Source organism: Saccharopolyspora shandongensis (assembly GCF_900106995.1).
Classification (GTDB): domain Bacteria; phylum Actinomycetota; class Actinomycetes; order Mycobacteriales; family Pseudonocardiaceae; genus Saccharopolyspora; species Saccharopolyspora shandongensis.
Genome location: NZ_FNOK01000072.1, coordinates 1 through 24160, shown reverse-complemented (window position 1 = coordinate 24160; position 24160 = coordinate 1). Strand labels below are relative to the sequence as shown.

The window sequence follows — 24160 nt, the reverse complement described above, 5'->3', positions numbered from 1 at the left end:
ACCACGTTCTTATCTCGTCACATCTTGAGAGCAGGCAAATGGACCTTGAACTGAAGGATCGAGTGATACTCGTCACCGGGGCGTCCGTCGGCATCGGGCGGGCAACTGCCGAGCTGCTCGCAGCGGAAGGAGCCACCGTAGTTGGCGTGAGCCGCAATCTGGGGCCTAGCGACCCGGATGAACAGATCGATCACGTCATCGCCGATGTGACCGACCCGCAAGCAGGTGATCGCATCGTCGAGACAGTGCTGGAACGCCACGGCCGCCTCGATGGATTGGTCAACAACGCGGGTGGGTTGGATCTTCGAAGCGGTTTCCTCGACATCACCGAGGAACAATGGCTCGACATGTTCGACTTGAACTTCCATGCTGCGCGGCGCATGAGCAAAGCCGCACTGCCGGCACTCCTTGAATCTGGCGACAGTGCGATCGTCAATATCTCCAGCTCTTCTGCCCATTTAGGCACAATGCTGAATCCCGACTACGCGGCGGCCAAGCTGACGCTGTTGTCCCTGTCAAAAACCTTGGCTGCCGAGTTCACCGGCAATGGAGTCAGATCAAACGTGGTCACTCCTGGACTGACCAGGACGGCTATGACCGCCCCGGCGGTTTCGGGGAGAAAGTGGCGAAGTTTCGCGGGATCGAATTTGCTGACATCGTCGACTACATGGCCACTTCAGTTCGCCCGCAACTGACGAAACGAGTCAGTGAACCCGAGGACGTCGCTCGCGTGATTGCCTACCTTGTCTCCCCATTGGCAAGCCAAGTTACAGGCGCGGAATGGGTCGTTGATTCCGGCGTGCTAATGCAGATCTGAGCAGGCGACAAGGTCATTACAACCCCACCAAGGTGTGGGTCACCAACGCATTATCCGGTGCTGAGCTTGAAACCTGGAAACAGACTGCCGCTGCGCGACCGAATCGCGCAGCGGCAGTCTGATTCGTCAGCGTGATTTACCGACAGGGCAGGACTTGGCGGATTTCACCGAGCGGAGATCTTCGCGCCGGTCTCAGGGTTGGTTGAGACTATTGGTCAGATCTGCGGCATCGACGCCCATGCGTGGGCCGAGGAACCGTACGTGATGACGTTTCCGCCTCGGCTCGGACGGAACTTGCCGCTCTGGACCCAGAACGTGGACGGGCTGTGGATGCCGTAAACGTTGATCGACTCGACGGCGGTACTGGACCCAAAGCCAGTGAACTTCTGGCACTGGCCACGGTGCACGATATTCGTGGTCATACCGCCTCGCGCAGGAAACTCCACGTAGGACGCGTAGTCGCCCCGCGAGCACACGGTAAGCTGACCGGTGGCGGCTGAGGCGGGCGTCGTGGCAGCCAGCATGGTGGCCGATGCCAGGACACCGACAGTGATGGCGGAAGAACTTGCTCGCTTGAGGGTGTTCGCGAAGGGCATATTTCTCCGTTTCAGGTGTCTCTGCGCCGAATCACTATTGCTGCGGTCGCATGGAAATTGCGTTGTGAAGCTATGTCGGAGAGACTCGGCTCTGCAACAGGGTGCGAACAGATCTGCCCGTGCGGGCATGAACATATTCCCTTGCGAATCCGCCGTCAGACATTCTCGAGGGCGCGCTGCACGGTCCGTGAGCACCTTGGTTGCTGCCGGCTCAGTGTGCTATGGCGAATACAAGTAGCACTCGCTTGCGCACATCTTGCCTCACGCCGTTGGGCGGATGGATGGGCAGGAAACGAGGGTCGATCAGGCAACTTCGAGGATGGCGCCCTTTCGGCCACCGCACCGGGGTTCCTACGTTTTCAGCGTCCGGGTCGGATTCGGCCGGTCCGGTGCAAGGCCGTCCGCTCGGTGCTGTCTGGTCTGTTGGCTGCCAGATCAAGTGGTTCGCGTGCCGCGACCGCAGACAGGGAGGCTCGTTGTGCAATCGGACGTCGAGCCGGATCCGCGCCCGGTCGCGAGCCCCGGTGCAGGCACGATTCTGTCGGCGTTCGCCGATCTTCACGAGCGCGACATGCACCGCGAGCTTTTCGTCTTCGTCGACGACGAGGGCCGCGATGTCGAGTCGATGACAGTGCATCGCCTGGCCCAGGACGCGCACCGGGTCATGTCTCTGCTGGCAGAACGGGACGTCCGGCGTGGCGACCGGGCCCTGCTGGTCTACCTGCCTTCCCTGGATTTCGTCAGCGCGTTCCTTGGATGTCTTGCCTGCGGCGTGATCCCAGTTCCGGTCGCCGCGCCGAATCCGTGCAGGCTCGCGACCGACACCGGGGCTTTGGCGGCCATTGCGGTCAGCTCCGGTGCGCGTGTGGTGCTGACCCACGATGCCTACCAGGGGGCGATCGAGGCTGCGATAAGAGCGCGCCCGCTCCCGTCCGAGGCGCCCGAACTACCCGAGATTCCTTGGCTGGCCACCGATTCACGCGATGGTGGCGAGGTGGACGTGGTCGACCTGCGGCGTTGGTACGCCCACGCAGATCCCGATGAGCCTGCATTCCTACAGTACACGTCCGGCTCGACGGACTTCCAGAAAGGCGTGATCGTCAGCCATCGCAACATCTACCACGAGTTGCTGTTCCTGGCTGCGGACCTGGGGCTCGGCGACGACACGGTCGCGGTCACCTGGGTACCGCACTTCCACGACCTCGGATTGATCAGCTTCTTGCTGAACACCATCGTGGGGCACTCCGGGCGGACCTACGTGATGTCGCCCCTGAGCTTTCTGCAGCGGCCCTCGGTGTGGTTCGACGTCATGTCCCGGATACGCGCCACGCACACGTCGGCGCCGAACTTCGCCTACGACCTGATGGTCCGCAAGACGACCTTGGAGCAGCGCGCCGAATGGGACCTCAGCGCCGTGCGAATTCTCGGTTCCTCAGGCGAAATGGTGCTGCCACAGACCATGGAGCGGTTCTGGAACGCTTTCATACTGCGCGGTCTGAAGCCTGCGGTGTTCCACCCCGGTTACGGCATGGCCGAGCACACATTGAGCCTGAGCGTGGGCAGCGGTGGACCGATGTGGGTGGACAAGCGGGAGCTGGAGAAGGGCCGCGTGCGGCCGGTGGAGGCCGGGTCCGCGCGGGATGTGGTCGGTCTTTATGGCAGTGGTTGGGTCACCAAGGAAGATGCCCGCGTCCGCATCGTCGATCCCGACACCCACAAGCCATGTGATCCAGGGCAGGTGGGGGAGATCTGGGTCGACTCGCCCACCAAAGCCCTCGGGTACTGGGGCTTGGCGGACGAGACCCGTGAGACTTTTCGCGCTCGCGTGTCCGACGGCGACCCCCGCGAGTATCTGCGGACGGGTGATCTCGGCTTCCTGCACAACGGGGAATTGTTCGTCACCGGTCGACTCAAGGAACTGATCACCATCCGGGGCGACAACTACTACCCGCAGGACATCGAGGAATCCGTTCGCCGGTGTCATCCTCTGATCCGCCCGGGCGGGACCGAATTTTTCAAGCGGGCCAAGCATGTTTTGTAAGCCCTGTGTTGGTAGCGCACGTTCTTTCAGGGACGACACGCGATGGCATCCCGGCTCGGTGGTGATGTCAGACGCCTTTCGTTCTCCCCGAGTCCTTCTCACCAGAAAGGTTCGCATGCTGCGACTCGATCCTTCTTCGCTGACGATGGGTGTTCCGGTGCCGTGGTGCGAGACCGCGGTGGGGAAGGTGCGATTGACCGATCGGTTCACCTTGCATTCCAGGGCACCGGAGTCCAAGTCGTTGAGGCGTGCGCGGCGCGGGTTGGAGCACCTGCTGAGCTTGCTTGGCGCGCAGGATGTGGCGCTGGGCGAAGCAGCGGTGGAGGAGCGGTCACCAGCGGGCGGCAGCTGGTTCGTGGCACTTGGCGAGGAGGATGACCGGCACTGGGTGCGTGCGGCCGGGCTGTCGCATTTGCGTGCGCGTCAGGTCGCGGTCGACGAGGTGGTGCTGTCCTCGGGACTGTGTCTGTGGGGGACCGGAGCGTTGTGGGCGGTGGGAGAGGCGGGAGCGGTGGAATTGACGCGGGCGCCGCAACCCGAGGAGGTGCGCACTCTGCACACTCTGCGGGCCCAAGCGGAGCTCTCCGCCTATGAGACCACGACCTCAGCGGCACTGGCCGGACTCGCGGGAGCGTTGGCGCGGTGGGCGGCGATACGAGTGCCTCCCACAATGGACTGGGACATACCCCACCTGCACTACTTGGCCGCCTTGCTGGACGAGCGGGGTACGCCGATGCTGGCACCGGAATTGTGGCACTACTGGCAGGATTTGGTGCGTCAGCGCAACGCCCAGGTCCACGAGCTGGTGGTGCGGCGCTGTCTCGCCGAGGGCCTGCACGCTGTCGTCGTCGAGGGGCTGGCCGATATTGCGGACATTGCCCGCGGCCGGTCGCCAGGAACCACGCCCCAACAGGCACTGCGGTTCCTAGCCGACGTCGATCCGGTCTGGCGCCGCATCGCTCCGACCGAACAGGTCACCAGTTACTCCGAGCTGGTCCGGTTGGCCTATGTGGTGCAAGTGCTGCGAGCCGGTTGCCCAGAACTGCACGGACGATCTGGGCGATTGCTGATATGCGTGGAGGATCCGGCCGAGTCCCGGATTCTTTCCACGGCGCGGACAGTCGCCGAACGGGCTGGGCTGGATCTGCAGGCCGTGGGGCTGCATCCGCTTGGGACACTCCTGCCCAGCGCGGGCGGCAGCCTGCACGCCTGCGGGGAGCCGAGGTAAGCAGCGCCGGGAAACAGACCGGCGCAGGGGAAACTCGCGTTCGTTGGGAGAGTGGGACACATTGCTGCGCCCCACTCACCACACACGTTGCCGGACGAGGCAGTAGCTCAGTTGCGCAGCAGCAACGCTGTCACATGTAGACCGCATGCGACTGCCACGATCAGCGTGTACTCGGTGGTGATCTCGTCGAGGTAGTACGCAAGATTGACCGGGTAGGTGGCCACGGTCATATTGCCGTGCTCTGCGAGGGTGTCCAGGTATTCCCGGGGTTTGATGCGCTCATTCCAGTGGTCCATCAGGATCCGGGAACCCTGGTGGGTCATCAGGGTTACCTGGTTCGGGTCCACGTCATTGCGTTTGAGCAGGTCCAGTGCCACTACTGCAACGGCGTCCTTGACCAGCCCGCCGAGATCCTCGATCCCGGTCTGCGTCATGTCGTAGGTCGGGGTCGGCAGCCCGGTGACCGGATCGACGGGGAGCAGCGTGAGTCCGTTGAGGTGCAACGTTCTCATGGTCATAGTCAGGCCGTGGTATTGGCTGCTTGCGGTCTGCGTCAAGTGGTCAAGGACCACGAATCGATCGGAAGGACCGACCACCGCCGCACCGGCCGCGTCGCCGATGCTGACCGCGTGGCCTTTGGTGTAGTCCATGTGTCCGGTCCAGTTGGCGCCGCAGGCGACCAGCGAGTTGCGGGCCCGGCCGGCTTCTACCGCCTCGGCTGCGTGCACGACGCCGAGCAGGAAGTTGCTGTACTCGCTGTTGATCGGTACGACCACGACTTCAGAGGGAAGCCCAAGCAGGTGGTGCACGTGGTACAGGCTGTTAGGGGTGAGGTATTCCGGCACGGTAATGTAGCCGTACAACCGGTCGATGTCGGCGGGCTCGAGCCCTGCTTTGCCCAGCGCGAGATCGGCGGCTTTGACGACATGGTCTTCAATGCGTTCGCCCTTGGCGAGCACTCGGCGGCGATCGAGGCCGCGGAAGACGGCCGCCTCGATCACGCCCTGGGCATTGCGGTTCTGATTCAGCGAAGCATATGCCGGGTCGTCGTTGCGTCGGACCCCGTTCGGGACCGAATAGCCAGCGCCGAGAATGCCTGCAGTCTGTGTCATGCCGTCCCTCAGAGACTGTTGGGTAATGGTCTGGGTGGGTGGTCGCTTAGCGGAACCTGAGAGGTTCCCTGGACTGTGGGTGCCCCTCCTTATGTATGTCCAAATACACGGCGGAGGGGCCGTCCTCGCCAGGAAACCTCTCAGAACCCGCCGATGGTCATCTTGGCAAGGTGGATGCAAGCGGCTGCGCCGCTTCCAAAGGCGCGGACGGCATTCGCCGACAGGCACTCAGTACGTGATGAGCGGCTTGATAATTCCGTCAGCGCGTGAAGCGAGGAGGTCGAAAGCTTTCGCCGCGTCTCCGAAGCCGAAACGGTGCGTCGTCATCGGTGTGGGGTCGATGCGCTTGTTGACCATGAGCCGGAACAACCGCTGAAGACGCTCGGAGCCGCCAGGGCAGAGCATCGCTCGGATGGTCTTGCCACCCATGCCGAAGCCGAAGGACACCAGTGGAATCGGCAGCGGCCCGGTGGCCTGCCAGCCGTGGTAGCCGGCATTGACCACCGTGCCGCCGGCTTTCGTTGCGCGAACGGCCTGCTCGAAGGTCTCGTGGGTGCCGAGTGCCTCGATGGCGCAATCGACCCCGTGCTGGCCGACGACGTCCCGGATCTTGTTGATCGCATCCTCGTGGCGCGGGTTGATGACTAGATCGCTGCCGAACTGTGCGGACAGCCGGGCATTGAGTGGGCGAGTCGCAGTGGTTATGACTGTGCCGGCGCCGAGCAAGCGGGCTCCTGCCGTGACGGAGAGACCGACCGCGCCCTGAGCGAACACCGCAACGGTACCGCCGAGAGGGATGTTGGCTTGTTCGGCTGCGGCGAGCCCCGTGCTCATGGAGTCGGTCGCGTACAACGCCTGCTCGTCGGTCAGCTCGTCGGGGATCCTGGCGACGTTGAAATCGGCATCTGGCACGACGAAGTATTCAGCCAGACTTCCGTCCTGTTGTGTGGTGAACTTATAGCCACCAACCCCACCGCCGCACTGCTGTGGCGCCCCGCTCTGGCAGAAATCACAGCACCCGCACGGCGTGACTGAGGTAACCGCCACCCGTTCGCCTTCGCGTACTCGTGTCACTGCGTCCCCAACGCGGCTCACGATCCCCACACTTTCGTGCCCAAGGACGCGGCCCACCGGCACAGCCATTGCTCCGCTTAGATTGTGTACGTCGCTCGCGCACATCATCGATGCGGTGGTTCGCACTACCGCATCGCGCGGACCTGGTTCCGGTACCGGCCGTTCTGCCAACGCGACCTCGTTGTGCGCCACAAGCGTCAGGGCTTGCATGGTTACGCGCCGCGGACGTGGCAACTTAGCAGTTTCTTGGCTACCCGATTGCGTCGTGGTCAAGCCGCTCGTACTCATGACTTTCCTCCTGTTCTATAGCCTTGCATTCGAGAACATCTGCCAGGTTCCGGAGACTGTCCATCAGGGATTCGACGCGGTCCCCGGAAGATTTCAAGAACAGTTCCAAGTATTGCCGCCCGCTGCGGCTTTCCAGCGACATTCGGTCAATGGTGAGGCCGCACCGGCGCACTGTGGCCGTAACGCGCGGCACTACGTAAGGCGTGTCCCGCGTAACCAAGAAAACTGCTCGAGGGGAGGCGCAGGCCAACTTGTTACTCGCGTTTCTCGCGATGACTTCCTCGCGAACGATGCTCGTATCCCAGCATGGTGACATACCTCGGGCAATGGCGATGTCATCGTTGCTGACGCCTGGCTCGATCATCGGCCACACCATCTCACTGGCCGGCACCTGGAAATCGATGACCACTGGAGTGTCGGTGATTTCCAGAGCGCGTCGAACCACGTCGTCGAGTTCATCGATCGTCGTGCATCGCAGGCCGACGCATCCATATGCTTCGGCGAGCCGCACGAAATCCGGCGCTGACCCAACGGTGTTCAATTCAGACTGCGAGTACCGCTGGTCGTAGAAAAGGTTCTGCCACTGCCGGACCATGCCATAACTACCGTTGTTGATCACAGCGATCTTGATGGGGATTCGTTCGGCCACGCACGTGGCGAGCTCCTGATGCGTCATCTGAAAGCAGCCGTCGCCGTCGATCGCCCAGACCTCGCGCTCGGGCAAAGCCATTTTCGCGCCCATGGCGGCAGGCACCGCCACTCCCATCGTGCCAAGCCCGCCCGAGGTGATCAGCGAGCGCGGACGTTCGAAGCCGATGCACTGGGCAGCCCACATCTGATGTTGGCCAACCCCGGTCACGTAGATCGCCTCCGGCGCGGCCAGTTCGCTCAGCCGGCGTAGCACACGAGGGGCGGACAGGCCCTCCGCTGGCTGTTCGTAGGCCGGGCGATAGGTCTTCTGATACCCCTGCAAGATCCTGGTCCAGGCCGTGAAGTCGTAGCGGAGATCCTCTGCAGCGCTTAGCCGGTGGAGTTCGCCGAGGACCTGCTTGCAATTGCCGACCAGGGGCACATCGGCGTGCCGGACACGAGAAACCTCGGTGGCGTCGATGTCGATATGTATGACCTGTGCCCCGGGGGCGAACGTGGACAGTTGTCCGGTCACTCGGTCGTCGAAGCGAACGCCGACCGCGATGAGCAAGTCAGCCTGTTGCAGAGCGCCGACCGCGGCCACTGATCCGTGCATACCCGGCATGCCCATGTGCAATGGATGGCTGTCCGGGAAGACGCCGAGTCCCATGAGCGTGGTCACCACAGGTATCCCGGTGTGCTCTGCAAAGCGCAACAGCTCCGGAGCAGCGTCCCCGAGAACGGCACCACCGCCTACGTAGAGCACTGGCCGCGATGCCGAACTCAGCAGCTTTAGGGCGCTACGCAGCAACTCTTCGTCATAAATGGTCGGCGTCTGGGGCGCAGACCCTAGTAGTCCAGGGAAGGGAGTGGCGGCGAGCAAGGCATCCTTGCACACGTCAACGACCACCGGCCCGGGCCTGCCAGCCCTGGCAATCCGAAATGCGTCGGCGATCGCAGCAGGGATCTGTTCGGCGTCGGTGACTGCGAACCCGTGCTTGGTAATGGGTAGAGTGATCCCCAGGACGTCAATCTCCTGGAAAGCGTCCGTTCCGATCGCCGTGCTGGGCACTTGGCCGGTGATCGCCACAATCGGGATCGAGTCTCGGTACGCGTCGGCCAGGGGAGTGACGAGATTTGTCGCGCCGGGACCGCTGGTAACCAGACAAACCCCAACCCTCCCGGTCGCCTGGGCGTAGCCCCTCGCCGCGTGACCGGCGCATTGCTCGTGCCGTACCAATACGTGCCGCAGCGTCTTCGAATCGACCAGCGCATCATACGCCGGCAGGATCGCGCCCCCGGGCAAGCCAAAGATCACCTCCGTCCCGGCTAGTTCCAGGCTTCGGAGCAGGGCTTGAGCACCGGTTATTCGTTCGGCATATCTTGGTGAGGGGACGACCATCGGGAAAGCCTCCAAAGGAAGACCCATTAATTCCGGGTTGTACCCGGCGTCGGCCTACCTCCACGAAAACCGACGCCAAGGATTACCCGCCGACGACATGAAAGCATGCCGCTTCGTGCAAGTACTGTTTAGAGAAAATGGTGCCATTGATCGCCGCTTCACGTGCAAGCAACGGAGTCACAAGGGAGACCGGCAAGGAAACCGGGCGATCGTTGCGGATACTCCTCGCCCGCCTCTGGCAGAATTCTCCGTTCTCGACCTGCGGGAATCGGGCTACCCCAGGTGTACACCCGGGGTATTGATTCTGCGGCCAACCAGACTAAATGTCGGTGGTCGCGAGTTCGTGGCAAATTTTTACGGTTCTCTCGTCAGAGACGATACCGCTTGACCACGGCTGTGCCCTTGCGATCATCAATACCTGCCTATTTGGGCAGGTTCAGGGAGTGCTGTGTCCGCTCTGGGATCCAGAGAGGTTTTTTCGTCCTGATCGGCCCGCAGCCGCGGACCGCAAAGCTGCACGTCGATGGGGTGTCGCATGCGCCGCAGGCGCATAGCCCACCCAAGACACCGGCACCGCCGCGGGTTCACGGTGCCCACTCCTCCGGGGTTCCCCCGGCGAGGATGAGTGCTGGCGGGAACCGCCGAAAGGGCATTGAGGTGGCTCGCTGCACCGTCGAGCGGCTGATGCGTCAGCTGGGCATCAGCGGTGTCGAGCGAGGCGCACCCAAGCGGACCGCGATCCCGGCTGCCATCGTCGTGCGGCGTTTCACAGGCGGTGCAGGGTCCTCGCGAAAGTCGGTGTGCTGTTGATAATCTTGGCGACGAACCAGCATTCCGGGCAGCTGTCCCAGAACCAATCGGTCTCACTCGGCCGGATCAGCGTGATCACCTCGCCGCAGAGCGCTACGACCTCGGTCCCGAGTTCACGCTGATGTTGCTCCTTGCGCATGGCGTGTCTGGCGCCGTTCACTGGCAGCCACCGAACGTCACTCACGTTGATCGCCTCCACTGGGCATTGCCCTTCTGCCAACGTCAGTCTGGGACGTGACGTGCGAGCCGCCGATGTGGGAGTCGAGTGCGGATACGCGGCCTTTGCCGGCTCACGCCGTGTTCAGGTCAGATCTCGATGTCTTCCACCTGAGGGCTCGTGACCTCGAAGCTACGCAGCGAGCGCGCGCTTCGCGATACTTCAGGGCATACGTGCACTTTCGGGCTGGACAAGTTGACCCAGTTCACAGTTCGACGCTTCCACCCGTGCGGCTTCTGCGCGTCGTCTCCGTGCCCGGATGCTTTGGTGGGCGCACGGCGCACCAAGGATGCTGCGTGATGGTGTACCAGGTTGCTCGCGGGAATCGCTCGTCCGCGGTGCCTCCGCGCCCCCATCAGGGTTGCCCGGAAGTCCCTTCCTTGCAACGAATTCTTGACGGGTAACTACCCAGGGGCCAGCATTGCTCTTCATTCGCCAAGAGCGGAACAAGCGTGAGGATCGGCCGCGCGTCATATTCGCGTGTGACGAAACGACACCGGAAACGAGTTGGATCGAGTGACTGACCGAACCGTGCGTGATGAAGGCCGACCAGAGCTGCGAGAGCATGTCGATGTCGGCGACATGGGATACAGCAAGTCCTTGAAAGCCAGGCACATCAACATGATCGCGATCGGGGGCGCGATCGGCACCGGGCTTTTCCTCGGCGCGGGCGGGCGACTGGCGCAGGCCGGTCCTGCATTGGCCATCGCGTATGCCGTCTGTGGTGTGTTCGCCTTCTTCGTGGTGCGGGCTCTGGGGGAGCTGATCCTGTACCGGCCGTCGTCCGGCGCATTCGTTTCCTATGCGCGGGAATTCATGGGCGAAAAGGGCGCTTTCGTCGCTGGGTGGATGTACTTCCTGAACTGGGCCACCACCGGTATTGCCGACATCACCGCGATTTCGCTGTACGCGCACTACTGGAGCCTGTTCACCCCGGTTCCGCAGTGGGTGCTGGCGCTGGTGGCGCTGGTGGTGGTGCTTGCGCTGAACCTGGTCTCGGTGAAGATCTTCGGCGAGATGGAGTTCTGGTTCGCGATCATCAAGGTCGGCGCGCTGGTCGTCTTCATGGTGATTGGCATCGGTCTGCTGGCCGTGGCGCATCCGATCGGTGACACCGTCCCTGGGCCGCAGCTGATCTTCGACAACGGCGGTGTGCTGCCCAACGGCCTGGTGCCCTTGATCCTCGTCATCCAAGGAATCGTCTTCGCCTACGCTGCCATCGAGCTGGTCGGTGTCGCCGCGGGGGAGACGGAGAACCCGTCGAAGATCATGCCCAAGGCGATCAACTCGATCATGTGGCGGATTGGCATCTTCTACGTCGGCTCGGTCATCCTGTTGTCGATGTTGCTGCCGTGGAACGCGTACCAGAAGGGCGAGAGCCCATTCGTCACGGTCCTGTCCCAACTCGGAATCCCCGCAGCCGGCGACATGATGAACCTGGTCGTGCTCACCGCTGCGATGTCCAGTCTCAACTCGGGGCTCTACTCCACCGGCCGCATCCTGCGGTCGATGGCGGCCTCCGGTTCCGCCCCGAAGTTCACTGGCCTGATGAACCGCAGCCAGGTTCCTTACGGCGGAATCCTGCTCACCGGCGCGGTCTGCGTGCTCGGTGTGGGGCTGAACTACGTTGTCCCCGCCGCGGCCTTCGAGATCGTGCTGAACTTCGCCGCGATCGCGATCATCACCACCTGGGGCATGATCATGCTGTGCCACCTTCTCTTCGTGCGCAAGGCGAAGACCGGCGCGGTACTTCGACCGACCTACCGTCTGCCCGGCTCGCCGGTCACTCAGCTCGTGACGATCGCGTTCCTGTTGTCCGTCGCGGTTCTGATGTGGTTCGACGTGCCGGCGGGGCGGGTGACGCTGCTGTGCGTCCCGGTGCTTGTGGCAGCCCTGGTGATCGGCTGGTTCTTCGTCCGCAAGCGGGTGGATACGGCACAGGTTCTGGGGGAAACCGGCAAGAAAAATTAGTCGGGTTCCGCTAGATTGCTGGCGGCTCCTTACCGCGCATAGGGGCACCGGCACGGGACGCGATCACGGGCAATTCGAGATTGCTCGTGATCGCGTTCTCGTTTTTGGTCAGCAGGATTGTGGTGGATGTCGCGCTGCGGCCTTTGTTTTCTGCGCCGGAGGGAGTTATACTTCGGATGTATTTGTTGGCGGTGCGGAAGCGTGCACTAGCGGTTTGCGAGGCTGAAGCGGTGGAAACGGGTAAGATCGTTAAGTACGACGAGACCAGAGGGTTCGGTTTTATCGCGCCGGATTCCGGTGGCGAGGACGTATTCCTGCATGCGTCCATTCTGGACGAGGAGCTCAAGCAGAATCTCCGCGGCGGTATGCGGGTCGGGTTCGAGGCGATGCCCGGCACTCAGGGCACCAAGGCAGTGGCTGTGCACCCGCTCGGCGCGGCTTCGCAGGCGGCGGAGGTCGCGGACGAAACCCGCAGAGGTGACGATGATGAGCTGTGCGACGTCCTGCCGGTGGCCGAGTTCTCCCAGCAGATCACAGATGTGCTGATCGAGACCGCGCCCAGCCTGACGGGTGGGCAGATCCTCCAAGTGCGCAAGCGGCTTGTGGCATTCGCGCAGAGCAACGGCTGGGTGGAAGCCTGATGGCGCGTTGAGAAGTTCGGCATGCCCGGTCGGGACGCAAAGCGTCCCGACCGGGCATGCCGCGTTGAGCAAAGCGTCGCGACGGCTTGCCGGGGCACTTTCGGTGCTCCGGCAAGCCGTCACCTGCGATCAGGGGAGGATTCAATGCACGGGTTCGATGATATGCGTGCGGTCGGCGGAGCTCGTCTCGCGTTGTAGGGGCACGGCTGTCCGAAGTTCCTCGGCTGTGTGGCCGATTCCAAGTTCGGATACAAGCCGGGCGACCAGGGCTTCTTGCTCGGTGAGGTAGAAATGCCCGCCGGTGAAGCCTTCGTAGGAATACGTGCCTACCGTTAACTCATTCCAGGCCGAAGCATCGTCCAAGGTCGTGAGCACGTCGCCGTCGGAATGCAACACGGTGACAGGGCAGCTGATCTGCGGCGACGGGTCGCATCGGTAGCGGTTCAGCATCTCGTAGTCCGCGCGCAGTGTCGGCGCCATCATGTTCTTCAGCACTCTGCTGCGGTAGATCGGCTTGGGTATACCACCGATGCTGTAGGAGTGTTCCCACACTCCGTCGTCTGTGCCGGGAAGCGGGTCGCGCCGGTGCAGCCGGTGGGGCGCGGTGATGTTCGATGCGACCAGTGCGTGCGGCGGAGCGCTTTCGACGTCGGCAAGCCTGCGGGCGACCTCGAAGGCCACCACCGAGCCCATGCTGTGCCCGAAGAGCACCAGCGGCACCGCCGGCAAGGCGAGGATGTGCGAGGCGATCTCGTCCGCGAGTGGGCAGATCTCCGCAGCGGCCGGCTCATCCCGCCTTCGCCCGCGCCCCGGGTATTCGACCGCATGGATTTGGACGCCGGGCACGGCGTTTGCCGGCCACTTGGCGAAGAAGTCCGCGTTGCCTCCCGCGTGCGGAAAGCACACCAGGTTCAGTTTGGGGCAGGGATGGGAGGTGAGGGGCCACAGCGGTGGTGTGGCCGTCTTCACCCTGGGCGCGGGGACGGGAATGTCCGGCATCAGATGCTGCCACCTCCGTCCGCGGTGATGACCTGCCCGTTGATGTTGGTGTGCTCGAGGAGCAGGGTGCGGATCAGAGGCAGGATGTCTTCAGGGGTCACCAGACGGCCGGTGGGGGTGCGGCGCGCGATGGAGGCGACCTGGTTGGCACCTAGCACCGCAGACATCTCCGAGTCGAAAAAGCCTGGGGAGACGCAGTTGACCAGCACGCGGTCCCGCCACTCACGGGCGAGCGAGCGGGTGGCCGATTCCAGTGCGCCCTTCGTGGCGGAGTACGCGGTCAGCCCCGGATAGCCGCGTTGGGCACAGACCGAACCGATCATGACGATGCGGCCCCGTCGCCCCGATGCCAGCAACGTGCGCAGGAAGTCACGCGTGAGCAGAAGTGGCGCTGTGAGATTGGTGGCGCTGCGTTATTGCTGGCCGTTGGCCGCGTGGCTGACGGCCTTGACAGGGCGCCTGGAGCTCGAGTTCGCCTGCACTGGAACCGGCAGCTCCGTGTCGGCGATGAACTGGTCCAGTTCCTCCTGCTTGATGCCGTAGCAATGCTCGGGCGCGGGGAAGGCACTGCGGCGGACTTCGTCGGCGTACTCGCTCACCGCATCGGTCATCGCGGACCGCATGTTGGCCCACCGCTTGGCGAACTTGGGCTGGAAGCCGTCGAAGATGCCCAGCAAGTCGTGGTAGACGAGCACTTGGCCGTCGGTGTCCGGACCCGCACCAATCCCGATCACCGGTATCTTCATGTGCGGCATGATGACCTTGGTGACTTTGGCCGGAACCGCTTCGAAGACGATGGAGAAGCAACCAGCGGCTTGGAGACGTAGGGCATCGTCCAGCACCGATCGTGCTCGTTCGGCGGTGACGCCCTGGGCGCGGAACCCGCCCAGGGCCGTCGCGGTTTGCGGGGTCAGCCCGATGTGGCCCATGACCGGGATGCCGGCGCGGACGATCGCCCTCGCCCGCTCTGCCGACTCGCCGCCGCCCTCGAGCTTGACGACGTCGCAGCCGCCTTCCTTGACGAATCGAATCGCGGTGCTCACTGCCTGCTCGTTGGACACCTCGTAGGAACCGAAAGGCAGGTCGCCGACCAGCAGCGGGGTTTTCAGACCTCTGCGAACCGCCGCGGTCAGCATGATCATCTCTTCGATCGAGACCGGAACCGTCGTGGGATAGCCGAGCACGGTCATGGCGGCCGAATCGCCGACGAGGACCATGTCGACGCCAGCGGAATCGACCACCTGGGCGCTCGGGTAGTCGTAGGCCGTGATCATTACGATCCGTTCACCGCGGTGGCGCAGGTCGGCCAGTGCGTTCACCGTGACGGGTTTGCGGCTGGCTCCGGACTTGCCTTCAGGCTGGGGGTACGTGGACATCGCTATACTCTCCTAGTCGTTTTCCCGGCACGCTGGCCCGGACTCATTTCTGCGCTGTCCGATTGAATGCCAAGTCTCTGGTTGCCTCGACGAGCGCGTCGAACAAGAACAGCGATTGCGGGCAGCGCTGTCCAACCGCGAATCGCTGGAGCGCCACGGTTTTCTCGTCGCCGCGAGCGATGGGCCCCGTCAACGCACGCGAGGCGCCGAGTTTCTCCCAGTTCCGGAAAGCCGTTTCCACCAACGGAAGGAATGCCCCACGATCCACTCCCGCGGTAGCGGCCATGTCCTCGGCCAGGCCCAGCACCGTGACGAGGAAATTCGCGGCGACCGATGCCGCAGCGTGGTAGGCGGCGCGGTCGCCCTCCGCGACCGCGATAGGGCGCATGCCCAGGCTCATGGCCAACTTTCGTGCCACTTCTGACCCCCGCTGGGTAGTACCGGCGATCGCTGCAGCGCAACCGTCGAAGCTGGCAGGCGCGGCTCGTGTGATCGTCATCAGTGGATGCAGGGAGAATCCCTCGTGCTCACCCAGAACTCCGAGGCCGGTGGCGCCCGAGCAGTGTCCGACCACGATTCCCAGGCGCAACCGTGCCGCGACATCTGCGATAGCACCGTCCGGAACGCAAAGCAGGACCACGGGGGCATTCCCGACATCCGGATCACGCCCCAACGGGCCGACGATCTCCGTTCCCGCGTCGCGCAACGAACGTGCCAACGCGGTGCCCATCCGTCCCTGGCCGACGATTGCGACCGGGCCCTCCGGCAGATCTCGCGAGAGATGATCCATAGGTACCACCGAGTTCCTCGTGATCATTGCCCTCCGCGAGCCCGGCCCGCCAATGGAAAACTCCTGACGGTTACGCGTCGCGTTGAGGTGACCGCGTCCATCAACTTCCCCATCAAGAACGATGCTGTTCCCTGACGGAACTTTGCCGAGATTGCCAGGTCTAGGAGTCCTCGTGCTTTAGGGGCCGGCCGAGATTGAGACACTCCGGAATATGCCACTTAGCCTGGCAATCTGTCAGCGCCTCTTGCCCGTTCGTACCGACGCGAGTGGCCAAAGAGGAAGGCAGCCATCGGACACGCCAGCCAACGGTGACAACGCCGCCCGAAGCGCTAAGGCCACGGGGGATGAGCTCTTCAAGGGCTACGCCACTTGAGCCCAAGTCCCCCTGCCCGCTCTCGTCGACGTCACCCGCCGGGGGCGATCATGACCACCTGGTGGTCTCCGGGCCGTCCGGTGAGGGCGTCCATCATCGCTGAGACCGGTCCGGAGTCCAGGGGGACGACGTCGGTGATGATCTGCTCGACCGGGACACGGCCGCCTCCGAGGAGATCCAAGGCCTCCTCGAAGGCGCCTCTGTTCTGGGCGAAGCTGCCCACGATCCGGATCTCCTTGGTGATGAGGGCGACCGAGTCCAGTTCTGTGGGCCGCTCGTTCACTCCGAGTGCGACGACCGTTCCCCGTGTCCGCACGCGTCGGGCCGCGTCCGCGAGCGCGGTCACCGAGCCCACGCACTCGAACACCACGTCTGCGTCCGGGCCCTGCTCATCGACGTCCACGGCGGTGATCCCGGTCGCGGTTAGGCGTGCGCGCCGTACGGGGTGCGGTTCCACCACCCGCACGTCCTCGACTCCCCGTAGCCGCAGCACGTGTGCCAGCAGGAAGCCGACCGTGCCGCCTCCGAGGACCGTGACAGTATCCGCTGCCGAAATTCCGGAGCGGTCGGCCGCGTGGACAGCGCAGGAAAGCGGTTCCGTCAGCGCGGCGTGCTCCAGCGAAACACCGTCCGGCACCGCGTACACCGTGTGCTCGGGGACGACGACGGCTTCGGCGTAGCCGCCGGGGCGTGTGCCCAGGCCGAGGGAACTCAGCCGCCAGGGCTGTACAGGGCACAGGTGGTTGTCGCCTAGCCGGCAGTCGTCGCAGTCCCCGCAGCCCGCTTTCGGCCACACCACCACGGCCTGCCCCGCCGTCAGCCGCTCCCCGCCCGGTGCGGCGACGTGCCCGGAGATTTCGTGTCCGAGAACCGCGCCGGCCGGGACGAGGTGCGGCATCGCCCGCAGGTGCAGGTCGGAACCGCAGATGGCGCAGAACGCTACGTCCACGCGTACCCAGCCGGGCTCCAGCTCGCGTTCCTCGACCTCCGCGAGGCGCAGCCCGCGCTCCTCGGTGATGACCAGTGTCCTCAATTTTCCTCCACAGTCTTCTCAGCGTCCAGGAAAGCCCGGATCCGGGCGACCAGGACGTCCGGCTGCTCCTCGGCCGGGAAATGCCCGCAGGAGGCGATTTGCGCCCCCTCAAGCCGGGTGGCGTAGTCCCGCCACAGGTCGAGTACGGGCAGTGACCCCACCAGCCCTTCGGCGCCCCACGCCACGTGCACGGGCATTGTCAGGCGGCGGCCCGCAGCCGCGTCGGCCTCGTCGGCTTCCAGATCCTCATGGCGAGCGGCGCGGTAGTCGTCGAAGCTCGCGCGAAGCGCCCCGGGCTGTGCGTACGCTTCCGCGTAGTGCCGCAGGTCCGCCTCAGTGAACGCCTCGCGCCGGAATGCTCCGGCGGCCAGCATGAACCGGACGTACTCCCCGCCTTTTCCTTCGGTGAGGAACTCGGGGAGGTCGGGGACGAGGTGGAAGAGCCAGTGCCAGTACGCGGCCCCGACCCGTGCGTCCATGTGCCGCCACATTTCCAGCGTCGGTACGACGCTGAGCAGCATCAGGCGGCTGATCTCGTGCGGCCGCTCCAGTCCCCACCGGTGGGCCACGCGTGCGCCCCGGTCGTGCCCGACCACAACAGCCTGCGTGTATCCCAGCTCATGCATGAGTCCGCTCATGTCGGCGGACATGGTCCGCTTGTCGTAGCCGCCTCGGGGCCGGCTGGAAGCCCCGTATCCGCGCAGATCCGGCGCGACCACCGTATGGTCCCGCGCGAGGACGGGCAGAACGCGGCGCCAGGCGTAGCTGGTCTGCGGCCATCCGTGGAGGAACAGGATCAGCGGACCCTCTCCAGCGCGCCGTACATGGAACCGCAAACCGTCCACCGTCCGCGTCTCTTCCCGCACATGCATCGCCACGGCGGTTTACCTCCCGTCCGCTGGGACGGGAATTCCTGCGGTCCGCGGCGCTGGGAGGGGAACTTCTACGGCCCGCGCTGGGGACGTGAATTCCGTCAGGTAGCCGTCGTCGACCAGGGGGGCGGTGACGAGTTCGGGCAGGGGCGCGAGCAACTCGGCCAGGAGGCCGATCTTCTCCCTGTCGGCCGACACAGGCCGCTGCGGTTCCCCCAGCCGGTGTGCGGCGAAATCCGCTACCAGGTCGTCCATGATCTGCTGCGGCACCTGCGGGTCGGCGTCGTGCTCGCTCAGGATGAGGTCGAGCATGCGGGCGTGAACGAGCGCGACGGCCTCGTCATGGGTGAACGATCCGCCCGGACGGCTGCGCCACGCCTCGGTCAGTTTCCTTTCGACCCGCTCGGGCAGTGTCCCAGGCGGGCGTGAGGCGAACCGGTCCGAACGCAGAGCAGCGCGCGCCACTTGGTAGGCCATCACGGAGTTGTCGCCCGCGAAGGTCACATTGACCTCGAAGTCGGTCCGCAGGGTGACGATCTGGTTGTGGCAGTGGAACCCCTGCGACCCGCACATCTCGCGGGACGCGGCCAGGACGTCCAGGACCAGCCAGGAGCCGCATTTTCCGGTCGCGGTGAGCAGGTGCATGTTTTTACGGCCGGGGTCGGTGTGCCAGTCGCGTTCGACGCCCCTGACGACGGCGCGTTCCAGCAGGCGCAGCGCGAGGCAGCGCAGCTGGACCGGATACAGGCGGTCCAGGAACAGCGGCTCGTCCAGGAGGACCTTGCGGGTAGGCGTGCGGCGGGTTTCGCGGTGACAGGCGAACCGCCAGGTGAGGTGAGCTGCGAGTTCGGCGGCTCGCGCTCCGGCGCTGAGCGGGAAGATGCGTTCCTGGACGAAGGTCTCGATGGATTTCACGAAGCGGGCGCCGGCATCGGGAAGCGTGCTGGAAAAACGTCCGTCCGCGTCGATGCGCGAGTACCGCCCCATCAGCGCCTCGCGGGGGAGCCGGACCCCGGCGAAGCGGGCACCGCCGACCTGGTTGGCCTGGATACCTCCCTTCGGGTCGCACGACAGGATCGTGATACCCCGCAGGGGAGGACCGTTCTCCTCGTCCCGCAGCGGGACACGGAACCAGTGGTGGCCGACGTCTTCGCCGTCGATGACAAGGCGGGCCAGGACCATGCCGACGGTCGCGGCGTGTTTGATGTTTCCGATCCAGAACTTGCAGGCGGCGTCCGTGGGGGTGTCGAGCGTGAAACTCTGCTCCTCACGATTCCAGGAGACCGTCGTGCGGATCTCCCGCAGGTTGGTACCGCCGCCGATCTCCGTGCAGCAGAACGCGTAGACCTGATGCATCCGCGTGATTTCGTCGTGGTATCGGGCGACCTGCTCAGGGGTGCCGTGGTTGAACAGCGCGCTCCCCGCGATGAGGTGATCGGTGATGGTCGAGGTGAGCGCGAAATCGAAGGCGCCCGTCAGGCCCATCACCTCGCACATGGACCGGAACGCGTGCTCCCGGGACTGGCCCATCCACATGTCGTTGTCGACGAGCCCCTCCCGGAAGATCGCTTTCATCCGGTCGATGGTCAGGTCCATGTACTCCCGCAAGGGCAGATCGTCACGCAGTCGCGGATCGAACAACTCCTGCCGCAGCAGGTCACGCATCGTCCGCCGGTAGGCGGAGACGTCCTGCGCCACGTCCAGGGCAGTCAACCGCTCCGCCTCCGTGGCATGGGCATGGGTTAAGAGAGGTTGCCCATTGGGGACTGAAGTTGCGGCCATGTGATCGAAATCCTCTCGATTCGTGGGCATCGCGCATTTTCAAAGGGGGCCGTGCTAGTTGGGCAGGGCCCATCTAGCGGCCGTTCACCCACGGTGGCGGGAAAGCTGGGCCCAGCAAGACACACAGTTGGGCGGCCAAGAGGAACAAATCGGCACGGAAAAACCTCAAGGGTTTCGTGATCATCCAGTAGGGTGCATGGTCGAACTCATTTCTGCGCTACCCGGCAGCCGCCAGGTCTCTTGGTGCTTCGGCCAGGGCGTCAAACGCTCCCAACAAGTGCGGGTACTTGTCACTTCGTCGCTCCCGCCTACAAGCGTCGTCGCGATCGGAGTAACGAAAACCTCCTACATATCTCAGCTTCTGTCACACCTAGTTGCCCGAACGGCACATAAACCGGTGTCCTAACGGGCACGCCACGCGACCTTGCTTCCAGACTTGCGCGAAAGTCAGTGGGCAAGTGGAAGGACGAGCAATGGAACTCTTCGCGCAAGGGCTCTTCGCCCCGGAATGCCCGGTGATCTTGGACAACGGTGACGTCTTGGTGGTGGAGATGCGGCGAGACCGCAGCGCCGTCACTCGTGTAGATGCGGAAACACGGGAACTGCACGCTATCGCCCTGACTGGAGGGTTCCCCAACGGACTGCTGCGTGATGCGCAAGGCAAGCTGTGGGTCGGCGAAGCGCGCGAGCACGCGCTCATCCGCTACGACGCAGAGGGCAACGAGGAAGCACGCATCACGAATTGTGGGGACGAGCTTTTCCGCTGGCCCAACGACCACGTCATCGGCCGTGACGGTGCGATCTACATGACCGACTCCGGCGCGTGGGAGCACGAAGTGCTCGACCCCGTGAAGATGACCCTCAAGCCTGGTTGGTCTGACTATCCGTTCGATGGCCGGGTGTACCGGATCGATCGGGCGACGTTGGACGTGACGCGGATCGACAACGGCATTCGGTTCGCCAACGGTATTGCCTTCGACCGCCACGACCGGCTCTACGTGGCCGAGACCATTGGCGGGAATATCTACCGTTACGAGGTTTTCGGCGCCAATCCGCGGCGCGAGTTGTTCGGCAATGTTTGGGACGGTGTGGCGCCCGAGGGTTTCATTGGCCCGGACGGCATGAAATTCGGTGCAGACGGGCGTCTTTACTGCACGGTGATGGGTGCCGGGCACATCGTCGTCTTCGACGAGGCCGGCACGGTGGTGGAGCGTATCGAGACGAAGGGCAAGGCGCCGACGAACATCGCGTTCACCGAAGACGGACGGCACAAGATGTTCGTCACTGAGATCGCCAACGGCGCGATCGAGGTGCATGACGCCCCGTGCGATGGTTTACCCATCTATCGGGACTCGGTCGTCATCCCAGCTCAAAGGGACATCTCGCCCTCTCGCCACCGGGCGGAGACCAGCTCCGTGTGATCGGTGCTGGTGGTCCCGGGGAGCGGTCCGGTGTCGATCAGCTCCTGACGGCGCCAGTTGTCGATCGTCTGGACGCTGAAGCGGATTCGCGAGCGCGCCCCTTCTTATGTGACCAATACGCGGCGAATGGGCTGTCCTCGCCAGGAAACGTCTGAGAACCCGCGGCGGTGCAAGTTGTCAGGATGGGCCAAGCGGCTTCGCCGCTTCAAAGACAAAACCGCCATTCGCCAGCAGGCTCTAAGCGTTGTGTCCAGCCATGGAGAAGGAAGAGACATGCCGGCAATCCGATTGGCAGCGCTGGGCGACAGCTTCGTCGAGGGCCGTGGCGATCCCGGCCTCGATGGCCCGTTCCACGGCTGGGTGCCCCGGCTGGCCGACCAGCTCGGGATACCGCGCCGGGGCGTGCTGAACCTGGGGGTGTATCAGGCGACCACCCAGGACGTCGTCGACGGGCAGCTTCCGGCCGTGCTGGCGAGAAAGCCCCCGATGATCGTCGTGAACGTCGGGGTCAACGATCTCGTCAGCGACTATGATCCCGAGCGGTTCCGGCGTAACCTGGGGACGATCTATTCGAGTCTTCGCGGCATGGACACCACGGTGTTCACCGCGTCCTATCCCGACATCCCGAAGAACCTGGCTGTTCCCGACGCTTTCCGGAGCCTGCTGCGGGACCGGTTCGCCGAGGCGAACTCTGTCCTGCGGGAGATCACCGTCGCGACCGGGACGCTCTGCCTGGACCTGACAGCGATGCCCGGTTGGGCTGAGGCGCGGGTGTGGGCGGCGGACGGAATACATCCCAACGCCGCGGGTCACCAGCTTTTTGCCGACCAGCTGACCGAATTCGCCGCGCGGGAGACGGGTCTGGTGCAGCCCGCCCTGCTCGTCGGTGGGTAACCGCGCGACCAGAGATCTGCCTCTCCCGCATTCCGCGACCGAGCCGACGAAGTCCCGGTGGCCCGATCCTAAACCTTGCCCGACGGCGGTACGTGTCTTCGTGCTGCCCACCCGCCGAAACGACGTTGTGAGGAAGAACGTGAGCGAGGGGACGAATCCGATGGACCGGAACTTGACCGACCGGCGGCTGGCGAACAATCCCATTGCCATCGTGGGCATGGCGGGTCTATTCCCGATGGCGCGCAACTACCGCTAGTTCTGGCAGAACATCGTCGACGGCACGGACTGCACCGAGGAGGTGCCGGAATCCCGTTGGCGCCTTGAGGACTACTACGACCCCGACCCGTCGGTGCCGGACAAGACCTATTCGCACCGCGGCGGTTTCGTCCCGGACGTGGATTTCAGCCCGCTGGAGTGGGGGCTGCCGCCCAACCAGCTTGATATCACCAGCACGATGCAGCTGCTGAGCCTCGGCGTCGCCCGTGACCTCCTCCTGGACAGCGGGGCGGTGGGCTCGGCGTGGTACGACGCGTCCACCACGGGCTGCGTCCTGGGCACGACCGGATCGGTGCCGCTGGTGCACCCGCTGGCCGCCCGGCTGTCCACCCCGGTGCTCAAGGAGGTCGTGCGCAGCTGCGGGCTGACCACCGAGGACGCGGAGCAGATCGCGGAGAAGTACGCCCAGGCATTCACCCGGTGGGAAGAGACCACCTTCCCGGGGCTGCTCGCCAACGTCGTCGCCGGGCGCGTCGCGAACCGCCTCGGTCTGGGCGGCATGAACTCCACTGTGGACGCCGTGTGCGCCGCGTCGCTGTCGGCGGTCCGGGTGGCCATCGCCGAACTGGTGGACGGCCGCGCGGACATGATGATCACCGGCGGGGTGGACACCGACAACTCCATCTTCGGGTTCATGTGCTTCAGCAAGACCCAGGCCCTGTCGCGCAGCAGCAAGATCAGCCCGTTCTCGGACGCCGCGGATGGGACGCTGCTTCGGCGAAGGTGTGGGCATGCTCGCGCTGCGGCGGCTCTCCGACGCCGAACGGGACGGCAACCGGATCTATGCGGTGATCCGCGGCCTCGGTTCCTCCAGCGACGGCCGGTCGAACAGCATCTACGCCCCGCTGGCAAAGGGGCAGCGGGTGGCGCTGGACCGCGCCTACGCGGACGCGGACTGCTTACCCGACTCGGTCGAGCTGTTCGAGGCACACGCCACCGGAACGCCGGTCGGGGACCGCACCGAGCTGACCGCGCTGGGCGGCCTGCTGCGCGAATCGTCGGAGGAGCAGCACTTCGCCGCGCTGGGAAGCGTCAAGTCCCAGATCGGCCACACCAAGGGTGCGGCGGGCACTGCGAGCCTGATGAAGCTCGCGCTGAGCCTCTACAACAAGACGCTGCCGCCCACGATCAATGTCGACCGCACCAACTCACAAGATCATTCTGTTAGGGCCTCTTGCAACTCGTTTCAGAATGATCGGTGTGTCTGATGTCGGTGGTTGATCAACTTTTGGCATGCTGCTGGGGTGATCGAGGAGTTGGTGCCAGAGGGCTTGTGGGAACGGGTGGAACCGTTGCTGCCGGCGCGTCCGCCGCGTCGCCGTCGGTATCCAGGAAGGTTGCCGACCGGCGATCGAGCAGCGCTGGCCGGAATCGTGTTCGTGCTCAAGACCGGGATCACGTGGCGGGAGTTGCCGCACGAGGTCGCCGGATGTTCCGGGGTGACCTGCTGGCGGAGGCTGCGGGACTGGACCGAGGCCGGGGTCTTCGAGGCGGTCCACGAGCTGCTACTCGACCAG

21 protein-coding genes and 3 pseudogenes are annotated in these 24160 nt (G+C 64.4%); 12 read left to right on the top strand and 12 right to left on the bottom strand.

What is annotated here, in order from left to right; all coding sequences use genetic code 11:
* Positions 1-38: 38 nt before the first annotated feature.
* Positions 39-695: an SDR family NAD(P)-dependent oxidoreductase gene (locus BLW84_RS41095; RefSeq protein WP_218157684.1), complete on the top strand. Its 657-nt coding sequence runs from the start codon at positions 39-41 to the stop codon at positions 693-695.
* A complete protein-coding gene (locus BLW84_RS50580) occupies positions 668-817 on the top strand; it encodes an SDR family oxidoreductase (protein ID WP_218157683.1) in 150 nt (49 codons plus the stop codon). The genes BLW84_RS41095 and BLW84_RS50580 overlap by 28 nt, the downstream gene beginning before the upstream one ends.
* A gap of 215 nt (positions 818-1032) precedes the next feature.
* Here the strand turns inward: BLW84_RS50580 and BLW84_RS41090 are convergent, their stop codons facing one another.
* Positions 1033-1413 carry a hypothetical protein gene (locus BLW84_RS41090; RefSeq protein WP_093277324.1) on the bottom strand — a complete coding sequence of 127 codons (381 nt, stop codon included), beginning with the start codon at positions 1411-1413 and terminating at the stop codon, positions 1033-1035.
* Positions 1414-1891: 478 nt separating this feature from the next.
* Here BLW84_RS41090 and BLW84_RS41085 point away from each other — a divergent pair, with 478 nt between their 5' ends.
* Both BLW84_RS41085 and BLW84_RS41080 read left to right on the top strand, forming a co-directional pair.
* Positions 1892-3454, top strand: coding sequence for an AMP-binding protein (locus BLW84_RS41085; RefSeq protein ID WP_177226981.1), 1563 nt, complete (start codon positions 1892-1894; stop codon positions 3452-3454).
* Positions 3455-3569: 115 nt separating this feature from the next.
* Positions 3570-4682, top strand: coding sequence for a hypothetical protein (locus BLW84_RS41080; RefSeq protein WP_143061290.1), 1113 nt, complete (start codon positions 3570-3572; stop codon positions 4680-4682).
* A 107-nt stretch (positions 4683-4789) separates the two neighbouring features.
* Here BLW84_RS41080 and BLW84_RS41075 read toward each other — a convergent pair whose 3' ends face one another.
* The 3 genes from BLW84_RS41075 to BLW84_RS41065 form a co-directional block, all read right to left on the bottom strand.
* Positions 4790-5794 carry a beta-ketoacyl-[acyl-carrier-protein] synthase family protein gene (locus tag BLW84_RS41075; protein WP_093277320.1) on the bottom strand — a complete coding sequence of 335 codons (1005 nt, stop codon included), beginning with the start codon at positions 5792-5794 and terminating at the stop codon, positions 4790-4792.
* 228 nt (positions 5795-6022) lie between these two features.
* Positions 6023-7078, bottom strand: coding sequence for an alcohol dehydrogenase catalytic domain-containing protein (locus BLW84_RS41070; protein WP_177226984.1), 1056 nt, complete (start codon positions 7076-7078; stop codon positions 6023-6025).
* 40 nt (positions 7079-7118) lie between these two features.
* Entirely contained in the window at positions 7119-9215 is a 2097-nt protein-coding gene (locus BLW84_RS41065; protein WP_425441824.1) for an acetolactate synthase large subunit, read from the bottom strand.
* 612 nt (positions 9216-9827) lie between these two features.
* On the opposite strand from BLW84_RS41065, the pseudogene BLW84_RS46890 reads away from it, so the two are divergent.
* A pseudogene (locus BLW84_RS46890) lies at positions 9828-9923 on the top strand (IS3 family transposase); the annotation flags it as partial.
* Positions 9924-9954: 31 nt separating this feature from the next.
* Here BLW84_RS46890 and BLW84_RS41060 read toward each other — a convergent pair.
* Positions 9955-10182 (bottom strand): HC3 family zinc finger protein, encoded by a 228-nt coding sequence (locus tag BLW84_RS41060; protein ID WP_143061289.1) that lies wholly within the window; start codon positions 10180-10182, stop codon positions 9955-9957.
* 654 nt (positions 10183-10836) lie between these two features.
* On the opposite strand from BLW84_RS41060, the gene BLW84_RS41055 reads away from it, so the two are divergent.
* Together BLW84_RS41055 and BLW84_RS41050 are read left to right on the top strand one after the other, a co-directional pair.
* On the top strand, positions 10837-12186 hold the full coding sequence (locus BLW84_RS41055) for an amino acid permease (protein WP_425441825.1): 1350 nt from the start codon (positions 10837-10839) through the stop codon (positions 12184-12186).
* Positions 12187-12272: 86 nt separating this feature from the next.
* Positions 12273-12827, top strand: a complete 555-nt coding sequence (locus BLW84_RS41050; protein ID WP_245761743.1) for a cold-shock protein — start codon at positions 12273-12275, stop codon at positions 12825-12827.
* A gap of 141 nt (positions 12828-12968) precedes the next feature.
* Here BLW84_RS41050 and BLW84_RS41045 read toward each other — a convergent pair whose 3' ends face one another.
* From BLW84_RS41045 to BLW84_RS41015, 7 genes and pseudogenes are all read right to left on the bottom strand, one after another.
* Positions 12969-13826 (bottom strand): thioesterase II family protein, encoded by an 858-nt coding sequence (locus BLW84_RS41045; protein WP_093277310.1) that lies wholly within the window; start codon positions 13824-13826, stop codon positions 12969-12971.
* Positions 13826-14221: pseudogene (locus BLW84_RS41040) on the bottom strand (SDR family NAD(P)-dependent oxidoreductase); the annotation flags it as partial. The gene BLW84_RS41045 and the pseudogene BLW84_RS41040, both read right to left, overlap by 1 nt.
* A gap of 18 nt (positions 14222-14239) precedes the next feature.
* Positions 14240-15202, bottom strand: a complete 963-nt coding sequence (panB, locus tag BLW84_RS41035) for a 3-methyl-2-oxobutanoate hydroxymethyltransferase (RefSeq protein ID WP_093277309.1) — start codon at positions 15200-15202, stop codon at positions 14240-14242.
* A 43-nt stretch (positions 15203-15245) separates the two neighbouring features.
* Complete coding sequence (locus BLW84_RS41030; protein WP_218157682.1) at positions 15246-16019, bottom strand: Rossmann-like and DUF2520 domain-containing protein; 774 nt, start codon at positions 16017-16019, stop codon at positions 15246-15248.
* A gap of 377 nt (positions 16020-16396) precedes the next feature.
* The gene (locus BLW84_RS41025; RefSeq protein WP_093277304.1) at positions 16397-17398 is read right to left on the bottom strand and encodes a zinc-dependent alcohol dehydrogenase; all 1002 of its coding nucleotides are present in this window, start codon (positions 17396-17398) and stop codon (positions 16397-16399) included.
* Positions 17395-18270 carry an alpha/beta fold hydrolase gene (locus BLW84_RS41020; RefSeq protein WP_177226983.1) on the bottom strand — a complete coding sequence of 292 codons (876 nt, stop codon included), beginning with the start codon at positions 18268-18270 and terminating at the stop codon, positions 17395-17397. Before BLW84_RS41020 ends, BLW84_RS41025 begins: the two co-directional genes overlap by 4 nt.
* A 12-nt stretch (positions 18271-18282) precedes the next feature.
* Positions 18283-19983, bottom strand: a complete 1701-nt coding sequence (locus BLW84_RS41015; RefSeq protein WP_218157681.1) for an acyl-CoA dehydrogenase family protein — start codon at positions 19981-19983, stop codon at positions 18283-18285.
* Between the two features lie 542 nt (positions 19984-20525).
* Between BLW84_RS41015 and BLW84_RS41010 the strand changes: the two genes are divergently transcribed.
* The 5 genes and pseudogenes from BLW84_RS41010 to BLW84_RS40995 form a co-directional block, all read left to right on the top strand.
* Positions 20526-21473, top strand: a complete 948-nt coding sequence (locus BLW84_RS41010; protein WP_093277299.1) for an SMP-30/gluconolactonase/LRE family protein — start codon at positions 20526-20528, stop codon at positions 21471-21473.
* Between the two features lie 57 nt (positions 21474-21530).
* Positions 21531-22367: an SGNH/GDSL hydrolase family protein gene (locus BLW84_RS41005; protein ID WP_218157680.1), complete on the top strand. Its 837-nt coding sequence runs from the start codon at positions 21531-21533 to the stop codon at positions 22365-22367.
* A 298-nt stretch (positions 22368-22665) separates the two neighbouring features.
* Positions 22666-23295 (top strand): annotated as a pseudogene (locus BLW84_RS49615) (beta-ketoacyl synthase N-terminal-like domain-containing protein); the annotation flags it as partial.
* Between the two features lie 79 nt (positions 23296-23374).
* On the top strand, positions 23375-23851 hold the full coding sequence (locus tag BLW84_RS49610; RefSeq protein ID WP_245761741.1) for a beta-ketoacyl [acyl carrier protein] synthase domain-containing protein: 477 nt from the start codon (positions 23375-23377) through the stop codon (positions 23849-23851).
* 36 nt (positions 23852-23887) lie between these two features.
* A partial coding sequence (locus BLW84_RS40995; RefSeq protein ID WP_143061288.1) for a transposase occupies positions 23888-24160 on the top strand: 273 nt, incomplete at its 3' end.

Excerpts from the sequence above, each read along its gene's own strand:
- BLW84_RS41095 (WP_218157684.1), top strand. The coding sequence starts at position 39 with ATGGACCTTGAACTGAAGGATCGAGTGATACTCGTCACCGGGGCGTCC.
- BLW84_RS50580 (WP_218157683.1), top strand. The coding sequence starts at position 668 with ATGGCCACTTCAGTTCGCCCGCAACTGACGAAACGAGTCAGTGAACCC.
- BLW84_RS41090 (WP_093277324.1), bottom strand. The coding sequence starts at position 1,413 with ATGCCCTTCGCGAACACCCTCAAGCGAGCAAGTTCTTCCGCCATCACT.
- BLW84_RS41080 (WP_143061290.1), top strand. The coding sequence starts at position 3,570 with ATGCTGCGACTCGATCCTTCTTCGCTGACGATGGGTGTTCCGGTGCCG.
- BLW84_RS41075 (WP_093277320.1), bottom strand. The coding sequence starts at position 5,794 with ATGACACAGACTGCAGGCATTCTCGGCGCTGGCTATTCGGTCCCGAAC.
- BLW84_RS41070 (WP_177226984.1), bottom strand. The coding sequence starts at position 7,078 with ATGCAAGCCCTGACGCTTGTGGCGCACAACGAGGTCGCGTTGGCAGAA.
- BLW84_RS41065 (WP_425441824.1), bottom strand. The coding sequence starts at position 9,215 with ATGGGTCTTCCTTTGGAGGCTTTCCCGATGGTCGTCCCCTCACCAAGA.
- BLW84_RS41055 (WP_425441825.1), top strand. The coding sequence starts at position 10,837 with ATGATCGCGATCGGGGGCGCGATCGGCACCGGGCTTTTCCTCGGCGCG.
- BLW84_RS41045 (WP_093277310.1), bottom strand. The coding sequence starts at position 13,826 with ATGCCGGACATTCCCGTCCCCGCGCCCAGGGTGAAGACGGCCACACCA.
- panB (WP_093277309.1), bottom strand. The coding sequence starts at position 15,202 with ATGTCCACGTACCCCCAGCCTGAAGGCAAGTCCGGAGCCAGCCGCAAA.
- BLW84_RS41030 (WP_218157682.1), bottom strand. The coding sequence starts at position 16,019 with ATGATCACGAGGAACTCGGTGGTACCTATGGATCATCTCTCGCGAGAT.
- BLW84_RS41020 (WP_177226983.1), bottom strand. The coding sequence starts at position 18,270 with ATGCATGTGCGGGAAGAGACGCGGACGGTGGACGGTTTGCGGTTCCAT.
- BLW84_RS41010 (WP_093277299.1), top strand. The coding sequence starts at position 20,526 with ATGGAACTCTTCGCGCAAGGGCTCTTCGCCCCGGAATGCCCGGTGATC.
- BLW84_RS49610 (WP_245761741.1), top strand. The coding sequence starts at position 23,375 with ATGCTCGCGCTGCGGCGGCTCTCCGACGCCGAACGGGACGGCAACCGG.